The 22171-nt window shown below is 55.3% G+C and carries 20 protein-coding genes; 14 read left to right on the top strand and 6 right to left on the bottom strand.

Features of this window, described 5'->3' with window-relative positions; translation table 11 throughout:
- The first annotated feature begins 29 nt into the window (after positions 1-29).
- The 4 genes from AC2IBB_RS02735 (at position 30) to AC2IBB_RS02720 (ending at position 2526) form a co-directional block, all read left to right on the top strand.
- On the top strand, positions 30-1046 hold the full coding sequence (locus AC2IBB_RS02735) for a YheT family hydrolase (RefSeq protein ID WP_486331380.1): 1017 nt from the start codon (positions 30-32) through the stop codon (positions 1044-1046).
- A gap of 44 nt (positions 1047-1090) precedes the next feature.
- Entirely contained in the window at positions 1091-1453 is a 363-nt protein-coding gene (locus AC2IBB_RS02730) for a translation initiation factor Sui1 (protein WP_216735391.1), read from the top strand.
- Positions 1454-1555: 102 nt separating this feature from the next.
- Positions 1556-1897 (top strand): ParD-like family protein, encoded by a 342-nt coding sequence (locus AC2IBB_RS02725; RefSeq protein ID WP_486331379.1) that lies wholly within the window; start codon positions 1556-1558, stop codon positions 1895-1897.
- Between the two features lie 50 nt (positions 1898-1947).
- Positions 1948-2526 carry an ATPase gene (locus AC2IBB_RS02720; RefSeq protein WP_486331378.1) on the top strand — a complete coding sequence of 193 codons (579 nt, stop codon included), beginning with the start codon at positions 1948-1950 and terminating at the stop codon, positions 2524-2526.
- Positions 2527-2542: 16 nt separating this feature from the next.
- On the opposite strand, the gene AC2IBB_RS02715 is transcribed toward AC2IBB_RS02720, so the two are convergent.
- Complete coding sequence (locus tag AC2IBB_RS02715) at positions 2543-3175, bottom strand: flavin reductase family protein (protein ID WP_486331377.1); 633 nt, start codon at positions 3173-3175, stop codon at positions 2543-2545.
- A gap of 221 nt (positions 3176-3396) precedes the next feature.
- Between AC2IBB_RS02715 and AC2IBB_RS02710 the strand changes: the two genes are divergently transcribed.
- The 5 genes from AC2IBB_RS02710 (at position 3397) to AC2IBB_RS02690 (ending at position 9567) form a co-directional block, all read left to right on the top strand.
- The gene (locus AC2IBB_RS02710; protein ID WP_486331376.1) at positions 3397-4776 is read left to right on the top strand and encodes an imelysin family protein; all 1380 of its coding nucleotides are present in this window, start codon (positions 3397-3399) and stop codon (positions 4774-4776) included.
- A gap of 89 nt (positions 4777-4865) precedes the next feature.
- Positions 4866-6389 carry a di-heme oxidoreductase family protein gene (locus tag AC2IBB_RS02705; protein ID WP_486331375.1) on the top strand — a complete coding sequence of 508 codons (1524 nt, stop codon included), beginning with the start codon at positions 4866-4868 and terminating at the stop codon, positions 6387-6389.
- An 11-nt stretch (positions 6390-6400) separates the two neighbouring features.
- Positions 6401-7513, top strand: coding sequence for an imelysin family protein (locus tag AC2IBB_RS02700; RefSeq protein ID WP_486331374.1), 1113 nt, complete (start codon positions 6401-6403; stop codon positions 7511-7513).
- A gap of 1 nt (position 7514) precedes the next feature.
- Complete coding sequence (locus AC2IBB_RS02695; RefSeq protein ID WP_486331373.1) at positions 7515-8675, top strand: DUF1513 domain-containing protein; 1161 nt, start codon at positions 7515-7517, stop codon at positions 8673-8675.
- Between the two features lie 139 nt (positions 8676-8814).
- Positions 8815-9567, top strand: a complete 753-nt coding sequence (locus tag AC2IBB_RS02690) for a helix-turn-helix domain-containing protein (RefSeq protein WP_486331372.1) — start codon at positions 8815-8817, stop codon at positions 9565-9567.
- 115 nt (positions 9568-9682) lie between these two features.
- Here AC2IBB_RS02690 and AC2IBB_RS02685 read toward each other — a convergent pair whose 3' ends face one another.
- Entirely contained in the window at positions 9683-9970 is a 288-nt protein-coding gene (locus AC2IBB_RS02685) for a hypothetical protein (protein WP_486331371.1), read from the bottom strand.
- A 365-nt stretch (positions 9971-10335) separates the two neighbouring features.
- On the opposite strand from AC2IBB_RS02685, the gene AC2IBB_RS02680 reads away from it, so the two are divergent.
- Positions 10336-11988 carry a ricin-type beta-trefoil lectin domain protein gene (locus tag AC2IBB_RS02680; protein ID WP_486331370.1) on the top strand — a complete coding sequence of 551 codons (1653 nt, stop codon included), beginning with the start codon at positions 10336-10338 and terminating at the stop codon, positions 11986-11988.
- Between the two features lie 2 nt (positions 11989-11990).
- Here AC2IBB_RS02680 and AC2IBB_RS02675 read toward each other — a convergent pair whose 3' ends face one another.
- The 4 genes from AC2IBB_RS02675 to AC2IBB_RS02660 form a co-directional block, all read right to left on the bottom strand.
- The gene (locus tag AC2IBB_RS02675) at positions 11991-12788 is read right to left on the bottom strand and encodes a carbon-nitrogen hydrolase family protein (RefSeq protein ID WP_486331369.1); all 798 of its coding nucleotides are present in this window, start codon (positions 12786-12788) and stop codon (positions 11991-11993) included.
- A gap of 105 nt (positions 12789-12893) precedes the next feature.
- Positions 12894-13532, bottom strand: a complete 639-nt coding sequence (locus AC2IBB_RS02670) for a dioxygenase family protein (RefSeq protein WP_486331368.1) — start codon at positions 13530-13532, stop codon at positions 12894-12896.
- Between the two features lie 130 nt (positions 13533-13662).
- Positions 13663-14586 (bottom strand): GGDEF domain-containing protein, encoded by a 924-nt coding sequence (locus tag AC2IBB_RS02665; protein ID WP_486331367.1) that lies wholly within the window; start codon positions 14584-14586, stop codon positions 13663-13665.
- A 146-nt stretch (positions 14587-14732) separates the two neighbouring features.
- A complete protein-coding gene (locus AC2IBB_RS02660; RefSeq protein WP_486331366.1) occupies positions 14733-15488 on the bottom strand; it encodes a nucleotidyltransferase domain-containing protein in 756 nt (251 codons plus the stop codon).
- A 585-nt stretch (positions 15489-16073) separates the two neighbouring features.
- On the opposite strand from AC2IBB_RS02660, the gene AC2IBB_RS02655 reads away from it, so the two are divergent.
- The 4 genes from AC2IBB_RS02655 (at position 16074) to AC2IBB_RS02640 (ending at position 22124) form a co-directional block, all read left to right on the top strand.
- The gene (locus tag AC2IBB_RS02655) at positions 16074-17324 is read left to right on the top strand and encodes a D-amino acid dehydrogenase (RefSeq protein ID WP_486331365.1); all 1251 of its coding nucleotides are present in this window, start codon (positions 16074-16076) and stop codon (positions 17322-17324) included.
- 224 nt (positions 17325-17548) lie between these two features.
- Positions 17549-18913 (top strand): alanine/glycine:cation symporter family protein, encoded by a 1365-nt coding sequence (locus AC2IBB_RS02650; RefSeq protein ID WP_486331364.1) that lies wholly within the window; start codon positions 17549-17551, stop codon positions 18911-18913.
- Between the two features lie 181 nt (positions 18914-19094).
- Positions 19095-20684 carry an RNA repair transcriptional activator RtcR gene (gene rtcR / locus AC2IBB_RS02645; RefSeq protein WP_486331363.1) on the top strand — a complete coding sequence of 530 codons (1590 nt, stop codon included), beginning with the start codon at positions 19095-19097 and terminating at the stop codon, positions 20682-20684.
- Between the two features lie 201 nt (positions 20685-20885).
- Entirely contained in the window at positions 20886-22124 is a 1239-nt protein-coding gene (locus AC2IBB_RS02640) for an RtcB family protein (RefSeq protein WP_486331362.1), read from the top strand.
- Positions 22125-22171 lie beyond the last annotated feature (47 nt).

The raw sequence follows: 22171 nt of genomic DNA, 5'->3' as shown, positions 1-22171 counted from the left end.
AGACCACTCTGCAGCAGGGTATCGCCGCCATGAACGACGCCACAGACGACCGCCATAGTGAAGAAACCGCCGAATGGAAACCCCAGTTCGGCCTGCGCAACCGGCACGTTCAGTCGCTGTTCGCGTCGGTGAAACTGCGTCGTCCCATGATGGCGAAACGCGCTCAAGAGGTATTGGATCGCGCCCAGCCTTATATTTTCGACTGCGCCGATGGGGGGAAAATTCACGGTCTGCTCAGCTGTCGGGAACACAAACCGCGCAAGCTGGCCGTGTTGATTCATGGTTGGGAAGGCTGCGCAGATTCGCTGTATATACTCTCCCTCGCGGCGCATTTGTATAACGCCGGTTACGACATCTTCCGTCTGCATCTGCGCGATCACGGTCCCACCCATCATTTGACTGAAGAGCTGTTCCACGCCAATCGCCTGGACGAAGTCTGCGAAGCCCTCAATAAAATGCAGACGCAACTGGAACCGGAGCAGTGGTATCTCGCCGGTTTTTCTCTGGGGGGCAATTTCGCTTTAAGAGTGGCGACGAAAGTTCAGGAATTTGGGCTTAAACTGAGCAAAGTAGCGGCGATCTCCCCCGTTCTGGAGCCGATGCACACTTTATGGGCTCTGGAGCATGGTCTGCCGATCTATCGCAGTTATTTCCGCAAGAAATGGTTACGCTCGTTGCGTAAAAAAGCGGACAACCATCCCGGCTTAATCGACTACGACGCCTTCTATGATCGTAAAAGTCTGACGGAAATGAGCGACTACTTTGTCGGCGCCCATACGCCCTACGCCAACTCCGAAGTATACTTCAAAGGCTACGCCGTCACCGGCGAGCGTATGCGCCAGATTCAGGTGGAAACCCGTCTGGTGCTGGCCGAAGATGATCCGGTGATCCCCGCGCGGGACCTGGACCACCTCAACGGCAACCCGCTGCTGAAAATAGTACGCTCTCCCTACGGCGGCCACTGCGGATTTATCGAAAATTTCAAAATGGAAAGTTGGGCGGACCGTTATATCGCCGACTTCCTGGGGGAAGATGCGCAACGCTGATCCCTCTCGCTGAATACATGATTTTGAACAGGCACGAATTACCTATGTCGAAGAAAAGCGCAAAAAACTCCGGACTGGTTTACTCCACAGAGTTTGGTCGAATGTGTCCGGATTGCGGCAAACCCGTGGACGCCTGCGTTTGCGGTCAAACCGCCGTCCCCCAGGGTGACGGCGTGGTGCGGGTCAGCCGCGAAACCGCTGGTAGAAAAGGCAAAGGCGTCACTGTAGTGAAAGGCGTTCTGCTGGCGGGCGAAGAATTAAAGAATCTCGCCAAACATCTGAAGCAGAAATGCGGCGTTGGCGGCACGGTCAAAGACGGAGTGATTGAAATTCAAGGCGATCATCGCGACCTGATCGTGGAAGAGCTGAAAAAGAAGGGATTCACCGCCAAGAAAGCAGGCGGCTGACGCGCCCAAGGCATGGCTATATTAATAATCGCACCTTGATCGCATTTTGCGATTACGTCTATAATTTGTTCATTATCGACACTCAAGTTGTTGGAGCCCGCCATGCCCCAGTCCGTCCGAATCGACGACCTTCTCATTGACAGCGCCAGACGTGAAGCCAAAGGCGCGCACCGTTCCGTCCAGGGCCAGATTGAACACTGGGCCAAGATTGGCCAGATGGTGGAGCGTTCCGGCGTTTTATCCTATGAACGCATCCGAAGCTTCCTGTCCGGCGAAATACAGATCGACAACCTGAATAATGACGAGCGCCTGATGGCGTCCCGTACGCTGTTCGATCAGTTCATCGACGACGACTTCAGCTCGGTGACGGACGAACTGAAAAACCGCGATGACAGTTATTACGGCAGCGAGGACGGCGAATCAATCAAACGTTATGAGCCCTGACTGACCCGAAAGTGATTCATCATACGAAAACACAACAATAAGGACGGAGAGTGAGACGTAAACCGGTTTTATGGGTCCTCGTCGGCGGCAACGGCGCAGGCAAAAGCACTTTTTACAAACATAAGCTCGCACATCTGGACATTCCTTTCGTCAACGCGGACGAAATCGCCAAAGGTTACGCCCAGACCATTGATGACGAAGTCACCTTACGCGCGGCGCAAGAAGCTCAGGCGCTACGAGAGCAACTCCTGCGCGAGCGACGCTCCTTCTGCATGGAAACCGTATTTTCCCATCCTTCCAAAGTGGACCTCTTGTTGTCCGCCAAGCGCCATGGTTATGAAATCACGCTGGTTTATATCCATTTGCAGTTGGAAGACCTGCACGTTAACAGAGTCTCCCAGCGCGTCCGCGCAGGGGGCCACGACGTGCCGGAAGACCGTTTGCGCCGCCGACTGCCACGGCTACGGGAAAATGTCAGCGCCGCCATCAATTTCGTCGACTTTGCGTATTTCTTCGATAACACCAGCGCAGAAGCGCCTTATCAGTTTGTCGTCAAACTGGAGCATGGCCGCGCCGTGCAGTGGGGAGAAACCACCCCGACTTGGGCGCTGCGTATGATTGCAGACTAACGTCTGCATCTCCGCGCTATTCTATCTCACTCAAGGGCGCATCCGGTTTGGCGTAACTCAGTCGGGCCAGACGCTGGCTGCGGTGATAGCTGTCGAGCCCGGACAGCGCTACTGTTCCAGCTTTTTCGATATCCACAAAGCCATCCTGCGCCAGACACTCCATTGGTACTTGCACCTGCATGATCTCGCCAATCACCAGTTCAGTTCCATTGATGCTGAGATGATGATGCTCACGCAACGCCATTCCCAGTGAGATTTTGCTTTCTTTCACATAGGGCGCGGCGAAATCTTCCCGCCAGGCCTCCGTCAGCCCCACAGCAGCGAACTCAGAAACCTCTTTGGGATAGCGGGCGGAAGTCTGATGGGAATGCCGATAGATGTCTTCATGCACCTGGTTCAGCGTGTAAAAACCGGTAGCAAGCAGGTTCTCCAGCGTGTGCCTTTCGACCGAATGCGGACGGATAATCATAGCCACCAGGGGCGGATGCGCTCCGATATGAGTACAGGAGCTGACAATGGAAAGGTTGGTGCACCCCTCGCTGTCAACCGTCCCAACCAGGTTCGCGCTCTTGAACCCAGTGAGAGAATTAATAAAGGCGACCCGATACAAATGCGGCATCGATTCGATTTCTTCACGGCTGATCAGCATGCGGCCTCCATCGTCAGCGTCTGGTTACAAACGCATAACTATACGCGTATTTTGCACTACAGGTTCAGTTGGCCAGCTTGTAACGACGCGCCGCCCCATTCTCCAGCGCCCATGAAAATCCAGGCGAGGCGCCGCTCGCCCGTAGTGTTATTGAATAATGAAATAATAGTAACTATTATCATTTACATTATTAGTATTATTCACCAATAGGAACCGATCCCATGATGCGCCCTTGCAAACTCGCCGCAGCTCTCGCTGTTCCGCTGTTTATGTCCGCCTGCGCCGGGCACCAGACTTCAAGCACCAGCCAGATTGTTGAACCGAAACAAGTTGTCGATCACTTCGCTAACATGGCTCACGCTATGTATGAAGACTCTCTGTTGGCGGCGAAGCAGTTGAACAAGTCTATCGACGTATTCCTGGCCAATCCCACCCAGGCTAATCTGGATGCAGCCAAAGCCGCCTACGCACAGGCGCGGGTTCCCTATCAGCAAAGCGAAGTCCTGCGTTTTGACGTAGAGAACGGACATGTCACTGAAGGTCTGGACGCAGACGGCGGTATCGCCAGCATCGACGCCTGGGAAGGTCAGGTCAACGCCTGGCCGCTGGACGAAGCCTTGATCGATTACGTTTCCGGCTCCTATGAAGGCGAATACAACTCACCCAAGAACATCATCAACAGCACTGGCGTTTTCACCGTAGGCGGCCAGAGCATTGACATCTCGACCATCACCCCGGAACTGATCGCCGGCATGAATGAAATCGGCGGCGCGGAAGCCAACGTCACCAGCGGCGTACATGCGATTGAATTTCTGCTGTGGGGCCAGGATCTTAACGGAACAGGTCCTGGCGCCGGCGCACGTCCCGTCAGCGACTACTATACCCAGTCCAGACAAGGCGCCTGCACCAGCGGCGACAAGAAGTCAGACTACAAAATATGCCAGCGTCGCGCGCAGTACCTGAAAGCGGCGGCTGACCTGCTGGTCATTGACCTGCATGCAATGGAGGCGGAGTGGACGCCCGCCGCCGGCGAGCGTAAAGGCACCTTGCGTAACGACTTCCTGACCCGTGGCGACGGCCTGCAGCGCATCCTGGACTCCATGGGCGACATGGCCATCGGCGAACTGGCCAGCGAGCGTATGAAAGTGGCGATCCTGTTTGGCAGCACTGAAGACGAACATGACTGCTTCAGCGACCTGACCCACATCGCCATCTATAACAACGCCATGGGCGTGGTGGACGCATATCGCGGCAGCTACACTCGCCTGGACGGCAGCGTAGTCAGCGGTCCCAGCATTGCGGATCTGGTGGCGCATCATAACCCCGCGCTCAAGCAACAAATGGATGAGCACATGAGCTTGATTGAGAGTCGTATGCGCGCCATCGTCGACAAAGCGGAAGCTAAATCCGGCGGCAAAAAGTTCGATCAGTTGGTCGGCGGCAGTGCGGAAGACAAAAAACTGGTGCTGGACGCCGCCGCGGCATTGGTCAGCCTGGAAGAGCCATTGAGCGAAGGCGTGTCCAAAGTGCTGGCGCTGAGCCTGCAGGAGTTTGACCCCGGCACTTGTCCCACTGACGACGTAGGCGACTGCGAATCCTGATCCTGATGTAAATCACGGCGGCCGGTCGAGAATCGGGTAAAATCCCCGACCGACCGCCGTAATCTCTGATAATTAGCTGTGATGAAATAATGAAAAGATCGGGACCCAAACCCTTTTATCCATTTCCATTAACCAAACACACCGGGAAGCGCCAAGGCGCTTTTTTTGCGTTTATACAGAGCGCTTTTTTGGCCGCCGCCCCTGCCTGCGCCGCCACCGAGGGCTATAATCTCGCCACCCAGAAACAATCAGGCGGAGACACCACTGTACAGGCGACGCACGCAGGCGCATTCAGCCTGAATTCCGCCAACATGAGCTCCCGTCGCAAAGGCGACTTCCTGATCGGCAATGACTTTTTTGAAGATCCCTGGGTCATCGCGCCCGCAACCACGGATCTGCGCGATGGCCTGGGACCGCTGTTCAACGTCAGCGCCTGTCAGAGCTGTCACTTTAATGACGGCCGCGGCCATGCGCCGGATGACGCGGCGGATGACGCCGACAGCCTGTTGATCCGATTGAGCCGGCCAGCGCGCAACGCAGACGAACAGGCGCTATTGGGCAAACCCGAAGTCGCCAACCTGGGCGATCCCGTCTACGGCGGTCAGCTACAGGACCGCGCCATTCCCGGCGTATCCCCTGAAGCCCGTATTGAGGTCAGCTACAGCGAAGAGACCCTGAGTTTCGCTGACGACTTCAAAGTCAGCCTGCGGCGGCCACAGTGGCGTCTGCGTAATTGGGCCTATGGCGAGCCTGCGGATGACCTGACCCTGTCTTTACGTGTGGCGCCGCCGGTCATCGGCCTCGGACTGTTGGAAGCTATTCCCCAGACTGATATTGAAGCCCTGGCTGACCCGCAGGACAGTAACCAAGACGGCGTATCCGGCCGCCCCAACCGGGTTTGGGACGTAGAGAAAAAGACACTGGCGCTCGGCCGTTTCGGCTGGAAAGCCGGCCAGCCCACCGTCAAACAGCAGACTGCCGGCGCCTTCAACGGCGACATGGGCCTTACTTCATCCCTGTTTACCGCAGACCATTGCACTGACGCTCAAAGCGCATGCAAAAAAGCCCCCAACGGCGCGGATGAAAACGGCGTTGAAATTCGCGACGACATCCTGGATTTCGTCACGTTCTACGGCCGCAATCTGGCGGTTCCGGCGCGCCGCAACATCGAGGACAGCGCTGTGCAAAAAGGCCATCGCCTGTTTCGAGAAGCTGGCTGTAACGCCTGCCACAATGAGTCTTTCGTCACTGCGAAACTGGACAAAAACCATATAGAGCAGTCCGAGCAAATCATTTTTCCTTACACGGACATGCTGCTCCACGATATGGGCCCTGACCTGGCGGACCTGAAACTGAACGGCTCTCCCGCGCCTGCGGACGAAGTGGTGGAGCATGACGCCACCGCAACGGAATGGCGCACGCCGCCGCTTTGGGGCATAGGGTTAAGCCAGGTCGTCAATCCGCAGGCGACTTATCTGCATGACGGGCGCGCGCGCACCTTGCTGGAAGCCGTGCTTTGGCATGGCGGCGAAGCGCAGCAATCGCGGGATAAAGTGCTGACGTTCAAGGCGGAAGAGCGTGACGCGTTGGTGAAATTTTTGGAATCTCTGTAAAGGAGTCCGCTTTGAACTTTAAATCGACGAGCCTATTCAGACTGTTCAGCGCAGGCGTGCTGGCGGCGTCCGCGCTGTCGCCGCCCGCAGTCGCGGCGGGGGAAAGTTTAGAAAAGGAATACCTGCAGATTCTGCAGCAGGCCAGAAACAGTCTGATCGTACCCACTCACGAGGAACTCAGCGCCAAAGTCCAGACCCTGAAAACCAAGGCGGCGGCCTTATGCGAAAAGACAGATGAAAATTCCCTTGAGCAGGCGCAGCAGGCATGGCGCGACCTCATGCAAACCTGGATGGGCGTCTCGCTCATTCAATTCGGCCCACTGCAAGAGCATGACCGCCGCCTGCGCATGCAAAGCTGGCCTATTCGTGAAAAACTGCTGGAGCGCGCCGTAGAATCACTGGCTTCCGGCTCGGATCAACTACAGAGCGCAATCAGCAACGGCAGTATCGCAATCCAGGGCCTGCCCGCCATCGAGTACCTGTTGTTCGGCAAAGACGCCCTCAGCAAGCTGCAGTCTTCTGACCTCGGCGCCCGTCGATGCCAGGCGCTGACGGCTATCGCCGGACACAGCGTGGAGATCGCGGCGGAACTGGAGAAAGAATGGAAAGGGAAATTTGGAGACAACTTCGAAAATCCATTCGAAGCGGACGGCGACCTCAGCGTGCCTCAGGAAGGCGTCGATGAATACCTGAACGGACTCATGACCGGCATCCAGCAAATCACCGCCAACAAAGTGGCGACGCCTATGGGGCTGGAGGGTCGCTCCGCCAAGCTGAAAGCGTTGGAGTCTTTCTACAGCCGCCATTCCATCGACAATATTCGCAACAACCTCAGCGCTCTCAGACGTTTCTATATGGGCGGCGATGGCTACGGGCTAGACGACTTCCTGCTCGCGCGCGAAAACGCCGCTATGCATAAGAAAGTCAGCAGTCTGCTGGATGACGTTGATGCGCAGCTGGCGCATATTGATTTTGCTCTGGAAGACGCCGTGGACGACGCGGATAAAACCGCCAAGGTCAAAAACCTGTACGAAGCGCTACGTCGATTGCAGGCGACAGTAGAAAAAGAGTTGTTTCCCGCCATCGGCGTCACCCGGGACTTCAACAGCGAGGACGGGGACTGATATGCGTCACAAGCCTGTTCAGCAAACCCAGCCCCAGTTAACGCGCCGCCAACTGGCTCGCGGAATGGCGCTTGGCGGACTGGCCATGGTCGTCCCCGGCTGGGCGTTCGCCGCCAAACAGACGACCAGCGGCGCCGCCGCCTCAGGCGCGCTGTTTTCATCCGTGAATGGCGCTGGCGGCGACTCTCGCCTGATGTTGTGGAGTCTACAGGGCGATATTCTGATGGAGCGCGCCCTGCCTGGGCGCGGGCACGGCGTGGCGCGCCATCCGTCCGGCGAAGAGTTCGTTCTGGTCGGCCGCCGTCCCGCCCGCTTCGCAGCCCTCGTACGTCGCAAAGCAGATGGCGCTCCCAGCTATGAGGAGTTTGCCAGCGCGGAAGGCAGACACTTCTTCGGTCACGCCTGCTATTCCCTTGATGGCCGCTACCTTTACACCACGGAAAACGATTACGCCAGCGGCCGCGGCGTCATTGGCGTTCGCGACGCCCAGGACGGCTACCGTCAGGTGGGCGAGTGGTCCAGCGGCGGCGTCGGACCGCACGAACTGCGTTTATCCGCAGACGGCAAAGCCCTGGTAGTGGCCAATGGCGGCATCCTGACACATCCGGATAACCCACGGGAAAAACTGAACCCAGACGCCATGGAGCCTTCGTTGGCTTATATCGACATCGCCAGCGGAGCAGTATTGGAGCGTTGGGAGCTGGAGGATAAACAGCTCAGCATTCGCCATTTGGATGTAGCTGACGATGGCGCGGTCTGTTTCGGCTGTCAGTATGAAGGCCCTCCCACGGATACGCCGCCGTTGGTCTATATGCATAAATCCGGCTCTCCAATTCAGGCCGCATCGGCTGAATACAGTCTTTGGCGCAGCCTGAAAAACTATACGGGCAGCGTTGTGATCAATTCACATCAACGCGTGGCGGGCATTACCTCCCCCCGGGGCGACTCCATCACCTTATGGAGCCTGGACACCCGGAAATGCGTTGGAAAGATAAGTCTGCCTGACGTCTGCGGACTCTCGCTGACGCCTGACGGCAAGCAGTTCCTGGCCAGTAGCGGCGAAGGTGAAGTAATCCGCGTCGATCCACTGACAATGAAAGTTGAACAACACTGGTCCGTCGCCGGCGCACGCTGGGATAACCATATGACGCTGGCGGGCTAGCCCGCCCAGCGCTCAACTTTTTGTCTTCTCCTGGATCAGCAAGGCTCTGACGGACTCTTGTCAGCGGCCCCTTCTCTCTCGACGCCGCCCTGCGACAGGGCTATTATTTGAGTCCGCTGCTCCCCCCGGAAGGATAGTTATGCCGCAAACCATCGCCTTGATCGACACTCTCAAACGCACTCTCAAATCTCAAGGGAAAACCTACGCCGACGTCGCCGAGGCTCTGGAATTATCCGAAGCCAGCGTCAAACGACTGTTTTCCGAACGCAGCTTTTCATTGCAAAGGCTGGATCGGGTTTGTGAATTCCTCGGGATCGAAATCTCAGACCTGGTGCGCAGTATGGAAAACAGTTCCGGAGAAATTACTGAACTGACCGAAGAGCAGGAAAAAGAACTCGCCGGCGACATAAACCTGTTGCTCACGGCTCAGCTATTGCTGAACAAATGGACTTTCAAGCAGATTATTGGCACCTATCAGATCAATGAATTAGACGGGGTGAGGTTGCTGGCCAAGCTCGACCGCATGAAGTTGATTGAACTATTGCCAGGGAACCGGGTGAAGCTAAAAATCTCCCGCCACTTCTCCTGGCGTCCGCACGGACCGATCCAGCAGTTTTTCGAGCAGCAGGTGCAAAACGAATTTTTGCAGTCTCGCTTCAACAAAAATGGTGAAAGTCGTTTATTCCTGAGTGGCATGCTGTCGCGGCGTTCAAATGCGGAAATTCAACGTCGCATGCAACGTTTGGCGGCGGAGTTTCACGCTCTGGTGGCGGAGGATGAGTCTATTCCCCTTAATGATAAATTCGGCACCGCCTTCGTCATGGCGATTCGGCCCTGGGAGCCGCAATCCTTTACCCGCTTGCGCCGCGAGCCATCTACGAAAAAATTCTAGACGCCTCCTCTGAAAGCACAGCAGGGACTAACCTCTCAGTCAGTCCCTGCCAATCATTCATGGGCAATCGTCCCTGCACACCTAAACCAGGAGGCTACAGGCGCCCTCACAGGCGTTAATCGTTGCTTCCAAATTTCTCCCACTTAATATCTCGCGCTGACGCGTCATCATCCATCATTGGGCGATCATAGCGCTTGGTTTTACTGTCATTCATCGTAGCGGGACCCGCTGCAGTGGGTTCGCCGTATTGAATATAGAAATCTGTAACCAGCTGTTCCAGATTTTTGTGCTCAACATTCTCCGCTTTTTGATTTGCAATACTCAAATCACCCGCGAACGATAGGGAACTGGACAACGCTAACGCTAAACCAGCAACTAATCCTACTGATTGTTTAGTACACATAGGTCACCTCCTCAGTTTTTGGGAGTTTTATTGTTCCTGCTGCGCTAAAAATTACGGTCTTGTTTTCAGTTTGGACCATAAATCTCGCTTGCTGTTGCAGTAATACTGGTTAATTTTTGTTCACAAAAAAGCGGAGGCTTACGTACGTATTTGTAACAATGTGTGGCATAGCGGATGCATAGCTGCATCGTTCAAATGACGCGCAATTTGTGATCCGCCAAGCATTTCACACCCGTTGTGTTGGAAGAAAACCGAACACTTTCTAACCTTATCCCTGTATCCGGTTAAAGCCTGTATCCGAGTTGTAACCTGCACTGGATATAAAAAGCCCCTGGCAAAATAACGATAAGATAGGGATACCTCTCATGAAAAAACTCGCATACGCCGCAGTGATTGCGGCCGTGGCGTCTTCGGTCTGCGCCAACGAGATTGAAGACTTCCGCAATAGCTGGACCTACCTCGCTCTGACTCATCAACGCGCCCTGGACCTGGGAGAACCGCTGGGCCGCGCCAACTTCCCATATACGCATAACAGCTATAACTCATCCGCCTACGCAAACCTGGGCAGCTACTGGGACCCCAACCACATTTACAGTCTGGTGGATCAATTGGACATGGGCATCCGCGCCCTGGAGCTGGATGTTCACTATACCTATGGCGACCTGAAGCTATGCCACGGAACCAACGATCATACCGGTTGCTCTGCTTTTGACCGCCGCTTCGAAGATGGCCTGAAAGAGGTTGCTACCTGGCTGCGGCAGGACGGCAACCGCGGTGAAGTATTAATCATCTATCTCGAAGAGCACGTTGATGGCCGCTATGACGACGCCATCGCAGCCTTGAACCGACAGATGGGGGATTTGATTTACAAACCGGGAAACTGCGCCACGCTGCCCATGAATATCAGCAAGGCGGACATCCTCAACAGCGGTAGGCAGGTGCTGTTGATCGGCGGTAATTGCGGTTCGGACGCCTGGGCGCAGACGGTCTACAATTACGGCTTTCCCACGGACAATGATCACTTCCGTCCTTACCCTGAGTGCCGTACTGACAAATACGACCTTAACTTCGTTCAGAACAACCTGGTGCGGATATACGAGGACAGCACCCGCCTGTCCGACATATTCGGCGATCCGCCACAGCCCATAACGCCGGAGTTAATGGCGCAGGCTGCGCGCTGTAGTCTGGGCGTCGTCGGACTGGATCAACTAAAAGCCTTTGACGAGCGTATGACCGCCGCCGTGTGGAGCTGGGATCAGGACGAGCCCAATAACGCCAATAATAACGAGCATTGTGCAGAGCAGTGGAGTAATGGACGCTTCAATGACGCCGCTTGCAGCAATGTGCGCCCATTCGCTTGTTACAGTGATGCCGAAGACGCCTGGGCGATCACGCAGAGCAGCGCGATCTGGGAGCAGGGAGCATTTTTCTGCCAGCAGGAACTTGGCGGCGACTATCGCTTCGCTACGCCGAAAAACGGGTATCAGAACCAGATGCTGCAAAACGCCAAAACCGACATGGGTTACGCCAATGTCTGGCTGAATTATTCAGATCTGGCGCAAGAAGGCGTCTGGTCGCCGGGCGATCAGCCCGTCGTCACGCTTCCCGGCGACAACAGGACCGTCATCTGGCGCAAACTACGCAATGACAAAGGTAAATGCCTGGATCTGGAAGGCCGCGAAACCCACAACGGCGTCGAGATCCATCAATGGTCCTGTCACGGGGCCGATAGTCAGTTATGGTGGCGGGACCAGTACGGCATGATTCGCGCAAAAACAGCGCCGGACAAGTGCATTGACGTATCCGGCGCAGGTACGGAGAAAGGAGCGCGCATCGTCCTATGGAACTGTCACGGCGGCTCCAATCAGGTCTGGCTGCAAGGTCCCAGCAACAGCTTCCGTATCTCCAACGCCACAAATATGGCGCTGGACATCAAAGACCCTTTCTGGGGCGATGGCCAGCGCGCGCATTTATGGGAGTATCACGGCGGTAAATCACAGCGCTGGAGCTGGGACTGACTTCAGGCCTCCTCCAAATCCCGTTCAGGGGCGTAGCGCCGGGCGTTAACGCCGGTGGCGTCCCTGACGTCGATACAGGACACCAACGCCCCGACTTCCGCGTAGGGCTGATAGGCCACGCATGCGCCGTCAGGCGCAATCAACGTCGTAGCCGAGCCCTGGTAGTCCATGGCGTAGTTGACGCTGGCGAAGAACACCGTGTTTTCGATGGCGCGACATTGCATCGCCCGCTCGTAAAACGGGTTTTCCAGCTTTCCCCATTGCGTCAGCTTCACCCCTTTGAAATGACTGCCCGAGAAATGTGGATGAAAAACTATCTTGGCGCCGCGGCTGGCCGCCCAGCGCACGGTTTCTGGACAGCGCCAGCCTTCGTGACTGATCACGATGCCGAATTTCACCCCATCCGCTTCAAACAACTGGCGTCGTGAGCCCGGCGTGAAATACGCCTCTTCCCCCTGCTCAAGATGATTTTTCGTTTGCCGTCCCAGCAGCACGCCACGACGATCCACGACAAAGGCGACATTGCGTCGCCCTTCCGGGGTCGGCCACTCCATAGGAAGAATGATGTTGATAGAGGTTTTACGCGCCAGGTCGCAGATGCGATCCAGCGCCGACTGCATTTTTCTCGGCGAGCAGTGTTCAACTTTGAAATCCATGCCTCGAATTCCCGGCACATAGGCCTCGGGGAAACAGATCAGGTCCACTTTCGACAATGTCGCCTCAGTGACAAGACGGTCTACCCACTGCAGCGCATTATCGACAGACTTCGGAATAGGCGGGGATGCCAATGCAATTTTCATATATCAATCCTTTTGTATGCGTACGTCCTTTTTATAAACCCGTCGGCGCGCGTCCGGGCGCGCCACGAGCTGTGTACAGCTTGGCGGTGTAATCAACTGCGGATGCTACTGCAACGGTTTTAAAACAACATTAAAGACGCCGACCTGAATGCCTTTCCGGTCAAGGGAGAAATCCAGCCAGCGACAGCGGTCCGTATCACGGTCAACGACATCCGTGAACGCCTGCGCGCTGTTCTGGTCCTCTCGCCAGTAACTCTGCGTCGTCAACGCACGATATCCCGGCGCGCTGAACTTCCAATGGATGTGCCTGCGGCGACCGCCATAAGTTCCTGGAACAATACTGTGAAACGTATAGCCGCCTGTGGCGTCGGTATAGCCGACCCCACGCAGGTTCACTGCATCCAGAGAATACTCACTGACGTCGCCGTCGCTAGCAGGGTGGTAACGGCCATCGCCATCAGCGTGCCAGATCTCTACGCGCGCTTCCGGTAAAGGAAGGTCGCCCAGCGGGCCTCCGAATACTTTCCCCTCCACTCGCATCAAGCGACCAGGAAGATTGCGGTAATTGATATAGGCGGTTTCTCTCGCGTTGCGCACGTAAAAGGGACCTTCCGTCGCCGCCTGCGTGACGCCGCAAGCGCCGTTTTCAAGATTATCCGCGCGCGCTCCACGCCAGGGCCACAATGTCGCTCCCACTAATAATTTGAGAAAAACGCGTCTGTACAGCGCAGTCCCGGCGTTCATGAGACATCCTCCATGGCCGCATGTGAAAGGCAAGTAAGGTAAAGCCGTCTTATCCGTGCAACCAGCAGTTAGTGAAAGTATAGTTCGCGCTGACGCGCAAATGCGAAAGGATGGACAAAACAAATCGCCGTCAGGCGGCGGCTTCGTGGTTCTTGGAGGCGGCGACGCGGTTGCGGCCGCCCTTGATGGCCCGATACAGGGCGTGGGTGGCTCGCTTAATGGTGTCATGCAGATCTTCATTACGAATCAGCTGGGCGCAGCCAATACTGACGCTGTAGCGAACATCGTAGCTGGTGGGCTTGCACTGCTCGAACAGTTGTCGGATGCGCTCAGCGACCACCACGGCGCCGTTGAGGTCCGTGGAGGGAAGGCCAATGACAAACTTCTCACCGCCGTAGCGGCCTAGGATATCCACCTCGCGAATGACGTTCTTGATGGTTTCCGCCAGGAAAATCAGTGCTTCGTCCCCGGCTTCCGGCCCGAAATTGTCGTTAATCCAGATAAAGTGGTCGCCATCAAGCACCAGAAAACTGAATTCCTCCTTATAGCGACGACAGTGCTTCACCATTTGCGTACACCGCTCTTCCGCAAATCGCCAGTTCAGTACTTTGGTGACCGGATCATACATGATCAGTTCCTTCACTCGCTCCGCGAAAATACGGTTTGTCCAAATGTAGTAAGTGAGCACGACAAGGCTGACCAGTAAAAGCAGTACGGGAATCGTGCGCAGAATCGCCGTCAGAGTGAAAGTGGATGCGGCATTGCGCCGCACCAGCCAGAATTGCCCGCCCGGCATAGGCGTAACATAGACAACATCGCCCTCAATAGTGCGATGCTGCGGCTCCGAGGTAAACAGGTCAGGCGGCAGCCCCAACGATTGCGACGGAGAGGCCAGCGTTTGCGCATCAGGCTCTGGATTGAGCCCCAGCCATTCAATCTCCGCTGAGCGCCGATGATACCAATACGCCAATGCAGTCAGAATCGCCAACGCCAGGAAGACGCCTCCCACCACGAGCTTGTTGAGTTGCCTCTTGTTATTGCTATCTGTTTGCACCCACCGGTTCTCAACTGCTAAATGGCTCAGATTTAAAGAGAATTCTGATGAAAGTATAGCTGATATGCGCGTTGCGCCAATGTTCGCAATCAGAGCGCTGTCGGAAAAGGGAAAGACCGGAAAGCTCCGGCCTTGATTGAAAAGGGTTAAGCTGCGTTGAGCATTTGCTGGAAAAAGCGATCCATGACATCCAGATCGAGTTTTTCCAGAGGCTCAAAACGTACTGCCTCCAACGCCTTAAACTGCGCATCCGCAAAACAGTCTATCGTCGTGACAGGTTTGATGACTTCCTTCTCATTTCCCATCGCCTTGCGCTCCAGCAATGCATCCACCTCCGTCACTATCGGACCGCCGCCCAGCATGTGCGCCTTCAATTCATAAAAACGCACTGGCGGAGGCGTTCGATGCTCCGCCACCCACATGGCCGCCAGCAACGTTCGCAGCATATACGCATAGCGTTTGGCGTTCACTTCTCCCGCCGCCAACAGCTCACGCTCCTTGCGCGCCATAGAAAGATAGTGGTGAAACAATGTAACAGGGCGCGCGGAAAGCGACGCCAAGTACTGCATCTGCGCTAGAAACACCACATCCCGACTGTACACAATCGGCGAGTGAAGCCATTCCTGCAGCGTAGCCGAACCGCTACGCAACAGTATCAACGCCTTGCTGATATCCCATCCGTTGACGTCCAGCTCATCCACAATGGGAAGTTCTATCACATCTCGCCGTTTGCCTAACGATAAATAATGGGACAGTGAGCGCTGGTAGATAAATCTAACGTCATAGTCACTGTCCTGGGAAGCGAATCCCCAGGCCCGACTGCCTGATTCGCAAGCGTAGAGTACTTTGACATCGTGCTCCCACTCGACCCTCTCCAGAGTTTCCTGTATCCGCTTTTCCATTGTCGCCACTCCTGTTGTTACTTCTAATATGGTGGACGCGGTGGGACTCGAACCCACAATAACCAAAACTTCCGGCATTACCCCGAAGCGGTATTGACCTGTAACGCGCGCCAGTCGCGAACCCCGCAACGAGCCCGGACCTGCATCCTCAAATTTCGTCAATACGCCAAATGGTATCGGTATTACCCTTCACCGGCTGCCTTAATCGTTTGCCGGCGGCTCGCCTTTTCGCCTTCGCGCCCTTTCTTCTAGCCCCTCATAAAACAAAGATCGCGCCAACATTTTTAAGGGCGGTGAGAATTCTTTTATCTCTTTGTTTTAAAAGCATTTAAAGGGATGTCATTACAGGCTAAGCAGATAAGGTCTGCCATACCAAAGTCAGAATTCATTATCAAAGAGAATAGCTAGTTATCTTTTTAGATCAGAATATTAATTACTCAATTCGACGGTCTAAACGCCAAATTCTCCATGCACAACTATGGGAATTACTTATGCAGATTTATATACGGTTGTTATTTAATGGCGCAGCCTGCGCGTCCAGCGAGCCGCGCGGCGAAGTCAAAGCAGAGACAACAAGGACAATAAATGCGTGTAATTATCCTGGGCAGCGGCGTCATCGGCGTTTCCACCGCATATCATCTGGCTCAGCTGGGCCATGAAGTAACTGTTGTCGACCGACAATCCGCTCCTGCATTGGAAACCAGTTACGGTAACGCTGGAGAAATCTCACCCGGATGCTCTGCGCCCTGGGCCGCCCCGGGAATTGCTTTGAAGGCGATAAAATGGCTGTGTATGAAGCATCGCCCTCTGGTTATCCGCCCCACCCTGAATCCAGATCTATGGCGCTGGACAGCGCAGTTCCTTGCTAACGCCAACGCTCACCGCTACCACCAGAATAAATCACGCATGTTGCGACTGGCCGAATACAGCCGCGACGTACTCAAACAACTGCGTGTCGAGACCGGCGTCAGTTACGATGAACGCAGTCTCGGCACGATTCAACTGTTCCGCAAGCAGCAACAAGTCGACGCCGCACTGGCGGACACCCGTATTCTGGAGTCCTTTGGCGTTCCTTATGAACTGCTGGATCGCGATGGCTGCATCAAGTACGAACCAGGACTCGCCACTGTCAGAGACAAAATCAGCGGCGGGCTGCGTTTACCTGGCGATGAAACCGGGGACTGCTTCAAATTCACACAAGCCTTAGCCGCACTGGCGGAAGAAAAAGGCGTCGTTTTTAAACAGGGCGTTACCATCCATGGGCTGGAGAAGAGCGGCGATGCGATCCTGTCCGTACAAACGGATCAAGGCGCGCTGCAGGCGGACGCCTATATCGTCGCCCTTGGCAGCTATACCCCTCTGCTATTGAAGCCTTTGGGGCTCAGAGCGCCCATCATTCCAGTGAAAGGTTATTCGATTACCCTGCCGGTCAAAAATCCAAACCGGGCTCCAGAGTCGACGCTGCTGGACGAAACCTACAAAGTCGCCGTCACCCGCCTGGGCGACCGTATCCGGGTCGGCGGAACAGCGGAGCTGGCGGGTCACGACCTGCGCCTGCATCAGGCAAGAAAGAACACGCTGGAGTTTGTGGCGGACGACCTGTTCGGCACGGGTTACGCTAATGGCGAAGCCGAATTCTGGACAGGGCTGCGTCCCATGACTCCAGATGGAACCCCCATCGTTGGGGCGACGCCTATTAATAAACTTTATGTCGCCAGCGGCCACGGCACTTTGGGCTGGACCATGGCGGCGGGAACGGGACGCGTCATGGCGGATATCGTATCCGGACGTCAACCTGAGATTGACACTGAGGGATTGGGAATAGACCGCTACTGATAATCACTGCTATTTGAGGGACCGTCGCTGGCGGATGGAGCTCCGCTTCGCCGCCGTTCTCAATGAACGGCGAACCATTGGACGCACGCTTGATCCGTATCCTGTGTCTGGCGCGCGCCGGGAGCTGTGACCCGGCGCAGCGCCGCGTCTTTCAAAAAACGTATGGGAAGCAGCGCAGCGCCCTCCACAGCGCCGCCTGATAAATAAAGAGAGGAGAAAATCCCTTGGAAACTATTCATAAGCTGGTATCCGACCTGAATGATTTCGTATGGGGTCCCCCCATGCTCATTCTTATTCTGGGCGTAGGGCTGTTTTTGCAATTACGTTTGAAGTTCATGCCCCTATTTACGCTCAAGCTGGGCCTGCAACTGGTATGGAGAGGTCGTAAGCCGGATACCCGCGACCCGGGGGAAATCAGTCCTTTCGCCGCACTGATGACAGCTCTGGCTGCGACAGTAGGCACCGGAAACATCGCCGGCGTCGCGACGGCGCTGGCTCTCGGCGGTCCTGGCGCCCTGTTCTGGATGTGGGCCACCGCTCTGGTGGGCATGGCGACCAAGTATGCGGAAGTCGTGCTGGCGGTGCGCTTTCGTGAAAAAGACGAGAACGGCGAATATGTTGGCGGCCCCATGTACGCCATCAAAAACGGCCTGGGGGCCAAATGGGCCTGGCTGGGCGGGGCCTTTGCATTATTCGGCGGTCTGGCGGGGTTCGGCGCCGGCAACATGGTGCAGTCCAACAGCATTGCGGAAGTGATGAACACCTCCTTTGGCATTCCCGCCGCCGCCTCCGGCGTGGTGATGACCGTACTGATTGGCTTCGTCCTGCTTGGCGGCATCAAACGCATCGGCGCCGTAGCTCAAGCCTTGGTGCCCACCATGTGCGTCTCCTACATTCTCTGCGCCTTCTATATTCTGTTCACTTTCTCAGACCGTATCCCTGACGCCTTCGACCTGATTTTCACCCACGCCTTCTCCCCTACCGCCGCCAGCGGCGGATTCGCAGGAGCCGCCGTGATGATGGCGATTCGCTACGGTGTGGCCCGCGGCATCTTCTCCAACGAGGCAGGCCTTGGCACCGCAGGCATCGCGCAAGCAGCGGGAAAAACATCGGACCCTGTGACCTCTGGTCTTATCGGGATGATGGGCACCTTTATCGATACCATTATCGTCTGCACCCTGACCGGCCTGGCGCTGATCGCCAGTGGCGTCTGGGATAGCGGCGTGTCCGGAGCAGCGCTGACCGCCAGCGCATTTGCGGCGGCGATGCCAGGGTTTGGCGAATACCTGCTGGCGATTCAGCTGATCGTTTTCGCCTTCACCACCATTCTTGGCTGGGCCTATTACGGCGAAAAATGCTGGGAGTACCTGATGGGCTCCGCTGCGATTATTCCTTACCGCCTGCTGAGCACCCTCTGCGTCATGATCGGCGCTCTGGCGCAACTGGAATTCGTCTGGCTGGTCGGAGATGTCTTCAACGCCTTTATGGCCATTCCCAACCTGTTATCGCTGTTATTGTTGTCTCCCATTCTGGTCAAGTTGACCAACGAACACTTCGCCAACGTCAAACTGGCGGCAGTCAGATCTTAATGGTCACGTAAACCCCTGTGGCCGCCTTCGCGCGGCCTTTTTTTCATCCCCCCATAGCCCACCCATACTTTTCCTCCCTCTCTCGCCCCTTTCAAACAAACGCTCCAGCTATCAAGTTGCCTTCTTCCATGCCTTCGGTGAATATGATCTCTGTCTGTAGCCATTTATCGAAAATGATCACATGAAAAACGTAGTAATCGGCCTGCTAGGCACCACCATGGATAAACGCGGCAAAGGTCCCGCCCGTTGGGACGTGTGGCGACCAACCGTCGGCATTTTTATGCAGCAAGACCTGCTGATTGATCGCATCGAGTTGCTCCATGACGCCAGGGATTCGCGTCTGGCCAATAATGTGGGCGCAGATATCGAAACGGTTTCGCCAGATACAACCGTAAGCCTGCACCAAATCAACTTTAACGACCCCTGGGATTTTGAACAGGTATACAGCACCTTGCTGGATTTCACCGAAAACTACCCATTCAAGCCGGATGAGGAGCGCTATCTGCTGCACATCACTACCGGCACCCACGTCGCTCAGATATGCTGGTTTCTATTGTGTGAGGCGAATTACATTCCCGCGCAGATTTTGCAGACGTCTCCAGACCGGGGCGAACGCGTCGCAGCCGGGAAATATCACCTGATTGATCTCGACCTCTCCAAATACGACGCCATCAGCTCACGTTTCAAACGCCAGCAATTGGAAGGGACGGAATTTCTTAAGTCAGGCATCGCCACCCGCAACGCCCGTTTCAACGCCATGATCCAGCAGATCGAGCGGGTAGCGATCCGCTCACAAGCGCCGATACTGATCACCGGTCCCACCGGGGCGGGCAAGTCCCAACTCGCCGGCAGGATTTTTGAGCTGAAGAAAATCCGGGGTTCCGTCAAAGGCGAATTTGTATCAGTGAACTGCGCCACCTTACGTGGAGACAGCGCCATGTCAGCCCTGTTCGGCCATAACAAAGGCGCATTCACCGGCGCGCAAACCACACGCAAGGGCCTGCTCGCCAAAGCCGATCAAGGACTGCTTTTTCTGGATGAAGTCGGCGAACTCGGCCTGGATGAGCAGGCGATGTTGCTCCACGCCATAGAAGAGAAACGTTTCTACCCCGTGGGCTCCGATAATCCTGCACACAGTGATTTCCAGTTAATCGCCGGCACCAACCGTGACTTGCAGAAACAGGTTGATAACGGCAGTTTCCGGGAGGACCTGCTGGCCCGAATCAATTTGTGGAGTTATGAACTGCCCGGATTAAAAGACCGTCGCGAAGACATAGAACCCAACCTGGACTATGAGCTACAAAAAGCTGAGCTACAGTTAGGTCATAAGGTCAGCTTCAACAAAGCCGCACGTGCGAAATTTCTAAACTTCGCCCAACAACCGGATTCCTTATGGCAAGGCAACTTCCGCGACCTGAACGCCTGCGTACAACGTATGGCGACGCTATCTGAAGGAGGCCGCATCAACGAAGTGCTGGTGGATGAGGAGTGTGAGCGCCTACTGCGGTTCTGGCGGCGCAACAGCGCACACGAGACCCTGCCGTTGCTGGAGGACTACCTGTCCTCTGAACAAGTGGCGGAAATTGACGCCTTCGACCAATATCAATTACGCAGCGTGATTGCGCTCTGCCGTGACAGTCGCTCATTGTCGGAAGCGGGACGTCAGCTCTTCAATCGCTCTCGATTACGTAAAAGCTCCAGTAACGACTCCCATCGTTTACGGCAGTATCTGAGCAAGTTTGATCTGGAATTCGACAATCTAAAAACATAAATTCATATCTAAATAGATATATTTATTAAACAACCATTTTCTATAAATCTCTATTATTTCTTATTTTTCATATATTTAAACGTATAAAAAAAGTTGGCCCGTGTTTTGTAATAGTAAAGGCATCGAGATGTACCTGCTGAAAGGCGTCTCCCCCAATACAGTTGCTCCGGGACATACAAGTCCCACCAAAAAGGTTTGAGAATGATGCAAAACACAAAACCCAAAATGCCTTATGAAATTACTAACGTAGAAAAAGGCGTTCCAATCAAAAGCTGGACCAACGGCGTTCCATTTGAGCCAGAAGCGCGTAAGCAATTGAAGAACATTGCGTCTCTGCCCTTCATTCATAAGTGGGTGGCGGCGATGCCGGATGTACATTTAGGTAAAGGCGCGACCATCGGCTCTGTTATTCCCACTTCCGGCGCTATTATTCCCGCGGCGGTGGGAGTGGATATCGGTTGCGGAATGATGGCGGTGAAAACCGACGTGCACGCTACGCAATTGCCGGATTCTTTGGGTCCGCTGCGTAGCGCAATAGAAGCCGCGATCCCCCATGGTCGTCAACCAGGACGCCGCGATCGGGGTTCCTGGCATGATATCCCTGAAGATGTAGGAGCCCGCTGGACTCATGAGCTGGCGGATCGCTTCAAAATCCTGTGCGAGAAACATCCGGTACTGAAAAACACCAACAACGTGAACCATCTGGGAACCCTGGGAACGGGTAACCACTTCGTCGAAGTATGCCTGGATGAGAACAACGACGTATGGATTATGCTGCACTCCGGTTCCCGCGGCGTTGGGAATCGTATCGGCGAGCATTTCATCAAGCTGGCGAAGAAGGAAATGGAGCGTTTCTTCGTGAACCTGCCGGATAAAGATCTGGCGTATCTGGCGGAAGGAACCGATTACTTCAACGACTATGTACAAGCCGTTGGCTGGGCGCAGGACTTCGCGCGCATCAATCGCCAGGCGATGATGCAACGGGCGCTGAGCGCCCTGGCGACTACCTTGAACAAACCGGTTATCGCCGAGCTGGAAGCTGTGAACTGTCACCATAACTATGTGCAGAAGGAAAACCACTACGGGAAAAATGTGTGGTTGACCCGAAAAGGCGCAGTAAGCGCACAGGAAGGCCAGTTGGGTATTATCCCAGGCAGCATGGGAGCCCGCTCCTATATCGTACGCGGAAAAGGCAACGCGGAAAGCTTCTGTAGCTGTAGCCACGGCGCAGGAAGAGTGATGTCCCGCACCGAGGCGAAAAAGCGTGTATCCGTGGAAGAGCATGCCCGCGCCACAGCGCACGTGGAATGCCGAAAAGACGCGGCGGTCGTGGACGAAACGCCTTCCGCTTACAAAGACATCGACGCGGTAATGGCGGCCCAGTCCGATCTGGTTGAAGTGGTGCATACCCTGAGACAGGTCGTGTGCGTAAAAGGCTGAAGACGGGCGCCCGGTCCCGCCGGCGAGATTAGTAGTACGGTAACAAG

It is taken from the genome of Hahella sp. NS-SX17 (assembly GCF_057367735.1).
The sequence above is the reverse complement of the archived record's forward strand: the minus strand, read 5'-3'. Positions and strand labels throughout refer to the sequence as shown.